Here is a 5,726-nt window from a genome sequence, read left to right as displayed (position 1 = left end):
TTTTGGCGAAGCAAAAGAAAGTAAGACGCCCCGCAAGGGCGGAACCCCCAGCCAATTAAACAAAACCAAATAACAAAACCGAGACAACCAAAATGCCCTTCCAAGCCCTGGAAATACAACCCACCGGCCCGGTCGCCACGATCTGGATGAACCGCCCCGACCTCCACAACGCCTTCGACGAAACCCTCATCGCCGAACTGACCGCCGCCTGCATCGCCCTCGATGAAGACGCCGACATCCGCGTCGTCATCCTGGCCGGCCGCGGCAAGAGCTTCTCGGCCGGCGCCGACCTCAACTGGATGAAACGCGCCGCCAACAACGGCCTCGACGACAACCTCAACGACGCGCGCGCCCTGGCCCGCATGCTCCGCGTGCTGGCCGAGATGAAGAAGCCGACCATCGCCCGCATCCAGGGCGCCGCGCTCGGGGGCGGCATGGGGTTGGCTGCCGCCTGCGACATCGCCGTTGCCTCGACCAAGGCCGTCTTCGCCACCTCCGAGGTCAAGTTCGGCATCATCCCCTCGACCATTTCGCCCTACGTGCTGCGCGCCATCGGCGCCCGGCAGGCTTACCGTTACTTCCAGTCGGCCGAGCGCATCGACGCCGCCCGCGCCCGCGAGATCGGCCTCGTCCATGAAACCGTCGAGCCGGAACAACTCGATGCCAAGGTGCAGGAAATCGTCGGCTCGCTGCTACAAGGCGGCCCGCTTTCCCAGGCCGCCGCCAAGGACCTGATCCGCACTGTCAGCGGCCGGCCGATCAACGACACGTTGGTCGACGACACCGCCCACCGCATCGCCCATCTGCGCGCCACGCCGGAAGCCCGCGAAGGCATCGCCGCCTTCCTCGACAAACGTCAGCCCAACTGGATTGGGGAATAAGCCATGTTTAACAAAATCCTGATTGCCAACCGCGGGGAAATAGCCTGCCGGGTCATCAAAACCGCCCGCCGCATGGGCATCCGCACCGTCGCCGTTTATTCCGAGGCCGATGCCAACGCCCGCCATGTCCGTCTCGCCGACGAAGCTGTCCTGCTCGGCCCGGCCGCCGCCCGCGAGTCCTATCTGGTTGCCGACAGGATCGTCGATGCCTGCAAGCGCACCGGCGCCCAGGCCGTCCATCCGGGCTACGGTTTCCTCTCCGAGAACGCCGATTTCGCCGATGCGCTGGCCGCCAACGGCATCGCCTTCATCGGCCCGCCGGCCTCGGCGATTCGCGCCATGGGCTCCAAATCCGAAGCCAAGAAACTGATGGGCAAGGCCGCCGTGCCGCTGACCCCGGGCTATCACGGCGACGACCAGACACCTGCTCTGCTCCATCAGGAAGCCGACGCCATCGGCTACCCGGTGCTGATCAAGGCCGCAGCCGGTGGCGGCGGCAAGGGGATGCGCCTCGTCGAACGCACCGAGGACTTCCCCGACGCCCTCGCCTCGTGCAAGCGCGAAGCCGCCTCCAGTTTCGGCAACGAGCACGTGCTCATCGAGAAATACATCACCCAGCCGCGCCACATCGAAATCCAGATCTTCGCCGATACCCAGGGCAACTGCGTTTACTTGTTCGAGCGCGACTGCTCGGTGCAGCGGCGCCACCAGAAGGTGCTCGAAGAAGCCCCCGCCCCCGGCATGACGCTCGAACGCCGCCGCCAGATGGGCGAAGCCGCCGTCGCCGCGGCCAAAGCGGTTGGCTACGTCGGCGCCGGCACGGTCGAGTTCATCGCCAATCAGGACGGCTCCTTCTACTTCATGGAAATGAACACCCGCCTGCAGGTCGAGCATCCGGTCACCGAAATGATCACCGGCCAGGATCTCGTCGAATGGCAGTTGCGCGTCGCCGCCGGCCAGCCGCTCCCGCTCGCCCAGGAACAGCTGCAGATTCGCGGCCACGCCCTCGAAGCACGTATTTACGCCGAGGACGCCAACAAAGGCTTCCTGCCCTCGACCGGCCGTCTCGTTCGCCTGTCGCCGCCGGCCGAAAGCCTCAACGTCCGCGTCGATACCGGCGTCGAGGAAGGCGATGACATCACGCCTTTCTACGACCCGATGATCGCCAAGCTGATCGTCTGGGACGAGCACCGCGACGCCGCCCTGGCCCGCATGCGCAAGGCGCTGGCCGACTATCAGGTGGCGGGTGTCACCACCAACATCGATTTCCTCTCCCGCCTCGTCGCCTGCCCGGCCTTTGCTGGCGCCGATCTCGACACCGGCCTGATCGAACGCCAGAAGGATTTCCTTTTCCCCGCCGCCCAGGCCGTGCCGCGCGATGCCCTGCTCGTCGCCACGGTCGGCGAGCTGCTCTGGGAACAGCATGCTGCCTGGCAAGCGGCCAAAACCAGCGGCGATCCCGGCTCGCCCTGGCACGCCCGCGACGGCTGGCGGATGAACCTGTCGGCCGCCCGCCTGATCGGCTTCCGCGACGGCGACAGCCTGATCGAAGCGATGGTGCGCTACCAGGGCGACAAATGGCAGATCACGATCAACGGGCAGACCACGATAGCCCGCGGCAAAAAGCAGGAAGACGACCGCTTCACCGTCGAACTCGACGACCGCCGCCTGATCGCCAGCGTCGTTGCCGTCGCTGAAAAACGCAGCATCTTCCTCAATGGGAGCATGTACTCACTTCAGCGTGACGACCCGTTGCATTTGATTGAAGCCGGAGGAACACAAGGCGGTGGCCTGACTGCCCCGATGCCCGGCAAGGTCGTCGCCCTGCTCGCCCAGCCCGGGCAGAAGGTCGAAAAAGGCGCCCCGCTGCTCATCCTCGAAGCGATGAAAATGGAGCACACCATCACCGCCCCCGCCGCCGGCACGGTCAAGGCTTTCTGCTACGCGGCCGGCGAACAGGTGGCAGATGGTGCCGAACTGGTCGAATTCGAGCCGAACTAAGTCCCCTCCCCTTCAAGGGGAGGGCTAGGGTGGGGATGGGTAAAACGATGCACGGACAAGACAACGAGTGGTTGCGGCAAAACCGGATTCCCCAGGAACTCCGTAACCACGCCACCGATGCCGAACGCCTGCTTTGGCAATATCTCCGCGGCCAGCAGCTTGGCGTGAAATTCCGGCGCCAACACCCGTTCAACAATTTCGTGCTCGATTTCGTCTGTCTGGAGAAGAAGGTGGTCGTTGAACTCGATGGCGGACAGCATTCAGCAGCTACTATCAAGGACGAAACCAGAACACGGGAACTAGCAACAAACGGCTTTCGAATTCTGCGGTTTTGGAATAATCAGGTTTTTCAGGAAATTGAGGCTGTCATCGAGACAATCATGGCTGCCCTTGCCGAAACCCATCCCCACCCCTGCCCTCGCCTTGTCCCCTGGGATACCGTCCCTGCGGGACATAAAGGGGAGGGAGTTAACGAGGTACTCCCATGCAGCTGCCCAGCAAGGTAAAAATCGTCGAAGTCGGCCCGCGCGACGGGCTGCAAAACGAAGCCCAGGTCGTCCCGACGGCGATCAAGATCGAACTGATCGAACGCCTCGCCGAGGCCGGCCTGCGCGTCATCGAAGCAACTTCTTTCGTTTCGTCGAAGTGGGTGCCGCAGATGGGCGACAACGCGGCGGTGATGCGCGGCATCAAACGTCAGGCTGCTACGGTCTACCCGGTTTTAACGCCAAATTTGCAAGGTTTCGATGCGGCCATTGAAGCCGGCGCCACTGAAGTCGCCATTTTTGGCGCGGCATCGGAGAGCTTTTCGCGGAAAAACATCAATTGCTCGATAGCCGAAAGTCTGAAGCGCTTTGAACCCATTCTTTCGGTCGCCTCATCGCTGGAAATCAACGTGCGCGGCTATGTCTCTTGCGTCGTCGGCTGCCCGTACGAGGGCGCCGTCGACCCGAAAAAAGCCGCCGAAGTCGCCAAAACGCTCTTCGCCATGGGCTGTTACGAAGTCTCGCTCGGCGACACCATCGGCGTCGGCAATCCGGCCTCGGTCAAACGCCTCATCGAAGCCTGCGCCAGACAGGTGCCCATCGAAAAACTGGCCGGCCATTATCACGACACCTACGGCATGGCCATCGCCAACATCTACGCTTCGCTGCAGATGGGCATGGCCGTTTTCGACAGCTCGATTGCCGGCCTCGGCGGCTGTCCCTACGCCAAAGGCGCCTCCGGCAACGTGGCGACGGAAGACGTTGTTTATCTACTGCAGGGCCTGGGCATTGAAACCGGCATCAATCTGGGTAAACTGGCCGTTGTCGGCGACTGGATTTCCAGCGCCATCAACCGCCCGAATGGCGCCAAGGCCGGCCGGGCCCTTTGTGCAAGGACTTAGTGGTCTGCTTCGCAATTAACGAAACATGAAAGCTGGTCTTTGCGTCCCTGGCGTTGTTGCTCATCCTCGCGACAGCAAAGGCTATCGCTGTGGTTCGCGCCGAGCCAGGAACACAAATCCGGCGCTTTCATTCAGTTCCGCCCATTACGAAGCAGACCACCAGTGAGCCTTCTTTCCACCGTCGCTGATTTTCTCAAGCCCGCCCCTCCGCCGGACCCGTCCCTGCGCAAGGCGCTCGACCGGGTAGCCGAGATGGTGGACCCGATGCTCAAGGCCGCCCCCGGTTTTGAAAAACACCTGAGCGGGCCGCTTCAGTACGCTCTGGGTTACTGCGACGGCCTGGTCGCTGCGCTGCCCGGGCCGATCGACATCAACCGCCAGGCCTTCGCCAACGATCCGCTGGTGCACGCGCTGTTCGCCACGGCCGGCGACATCGAGCAGATGCTCGGCCGTAGCCAGGCCGTGCGCGACTTTCTCGCCACGCCATGCAGCTGGGAAAGCGACTATTTCTACGCCATGTTCGCCGCCCGCCGACAGCAGAAAAAGCAGCTCGGCATGGCGCAACAGGGCGATGTTATTCGCAGCGACGTCCCCCAGCTCGTGCTCTTTTTCTCCGGCCAGACGCTGATCGAGCCGAGCTGCCAGCTCGATGCCACCCGGCACGGCCTGCGCTGCAAGGCCCTCGAAAGCCTGCTCCACACCTTCCACGCCCACGTCAAGGCCCTGCGCGAGGAGCGCGAGGGCTTGCGCGCCGACGTTTCGGTCGAACGCGCCCACCTCACCGTCCGGCGCGACCGTTCGGGCAGCCATTCGCTTGAAGTCGGCACCCGCCACCTGGCCGAACTCGACGCCAAACTCCGCCACACCGCCGAATCGCTGATGCCGGAACAGCTGCTCGACGCACTGGCCGACTACCTCCGCTCGCCCGAGCCGGCCCTGCACCTGACCCCGGTCAGCATCACGGTCGACCGTCAAGGCGTCGTTGCCGATGACGGCAACGCGGACATCAACAGCCATACCCTCAATTTCCCGGAACTTACTGCCCGCGACCGCCGTCTTCATCTGGCCATGCTGGCCAGAATCAGTCGCGACGAAGCCCGCGAAGCGGTTGAAATGGTCCGCGACCAGCAACATCGTTTCATGCTGATTTAAATGATCCCCTCACCCTGCCGCTATATTTGCCAGATGGACCCGGTCAGCAAGCTCTGCCAGGGCTGTTTCCGCACGATCGATGAAATCGCCTCGTGGTCGCAGCTCGGCGATGCGGCGCGCACAGAAATCCTGGCCAATATCGCCCAACGACGGCTCGAATGCGACCCGCCGAAAATCGAACCCAGCAGCCATGCCCAACAAAATGGATAACCAGGAAGAGCTCTACCAATGCGTCGGCATTTGCATGGCCGACCCCGATTCCGGCTACTGCCTCGGCTGCGGCCGGCCGCCGCTGAGCGCGCCGG

Annotated in this window: 6 protein-coding genes; all 6 read left to right on the top strand. The window is 63.3% G+C overall.

Features of this window, described 5'->3' with window-relative positions; genetic code table 11:
* Positions 1-92: 92 nt before the first annotated feature.
* The 6 genes from ADADOO_RS03075 (at position 93) to ADADOO_RS03050 (ending at position 5,631) form a co-directional block, all read left to right on the top strand.
* The gene (locus tag ADADOO_RS03075; protein ID WP_511274914.1) at positions 93-881 is read left to right on the top strand and encodes an enoyl-CoA hydratase/isomerase family protein; all 789 of its coding nucleotides are present in this window, start codon (positions 93-95) and stop codon (positions 879-881) included.
* Between the two features lie 3 nt (positions 882-884).
* Positions 885-2,882 carry an acetyl/propionyl/methylcrotonyl-CoA carboxylase subunit alpha gene (locus ADADOO_RS03070; RefSeq protein ID WP_511274913.1) on the top strand — a complete coding sequence of 666 codons (1,998 nt, stop codon included), beginning with the start codon at positions 885-887 and terminating at the stop codon, positions 2,880-2,882.
* 47 nt (positions 2,883-2,929) lie between these two features.
* A complete protein-coding gene (locus tag ADADOO_RS03065) occupies positions 2,930-3,388 on the top strand; it encodes an endonuclease domain-containing protein (RefSeq protein ID WP_511274911.1) in 459 nt (152 codons plus the stop codon).
* A complete protein-coding gene (locus ADADOO_RS03060; protein WP_511274910.1) occupies positions 3,367-4,269 on the top strand; it encodes a hydroxymethylglutaryl-CoA lyase in 903 nt (300 codons plus the stop codon). Before ADADOO_RS03065 ends, ADADOO_RS03060 begins: the two co-directional genes overlap by 22 nt.
* A gap of 162 nt (positions 4,270-4,431) precedes the next feature.
* On the top strand, positions 4,432-5,421 hold the full coding sequence (locus tag ADADOO_RS03055; protein WP_511274908.1) for a hypothetical protein: 990 nt from the start codon (positions 4,432-4,434) through the stop codon (positions 5,419-5,421).
* A complete protein-coding gene (locus tag ADADOO_RS03050; RefSeq protein WP_511274906.1) occupies positions 5,422-5,631 on the top strand; it encodes a DUF1289 domain-containing protein in 210 nt (69 codons plus the stop codon).
* The last annotated feature ends 95 nt before the right edge of the window (positions 5,632-5,726 follow it).

Source organism: Azonexus sp. (assembly GCF_036170495.1).
GTDB lineage: Bacteria > Pseudomonadota > Gammaproteobacteria > Burkholderiales > Rhodocyclaceae > Azonexus.
Note: the sequence above shows the minus strand (reverse complement) of the source record. Positions and strands in the feature narration are given on the sequence as shown.

Coding starts and splice junctions, on each gene's coding strand:
- ADADOO_RS03065 (WP_511274911.1), top strand. CDS start 2,930: ATGCACGGACAAGACAACGAGTGGTTGCGGCAAAACCGGATTCCCCAG.
- ADADOO_RS03060 (WP_511274910.1), top strand. CDS start 3,367: ATGCAGCTGCCCAGCAAGGTAAAAATCGTCGAAGTCGGCCCGCGCGAC.
- ADADOO_RS03050 (WP_511274906.1), top strand. CDS start 5,422: ATGATCCCCTCACCCTGCCGCTATATTTGCCAGATGGACCCGGTCAGC.
- ADADOO_RS03070 (WP_511274913.1), top strand. CDS start 885: ATGTTTAACAAAATCCTGATTGCCAACCGCGGGGAAATAGCCTGCCGG.
- ADADOO_RS03075 (WP_511274914.1), top strand. CDS start 93: ATGCCCTTCCAAGCCCTGGAAATACAACCCACCGGCCCGGTCGCCACG.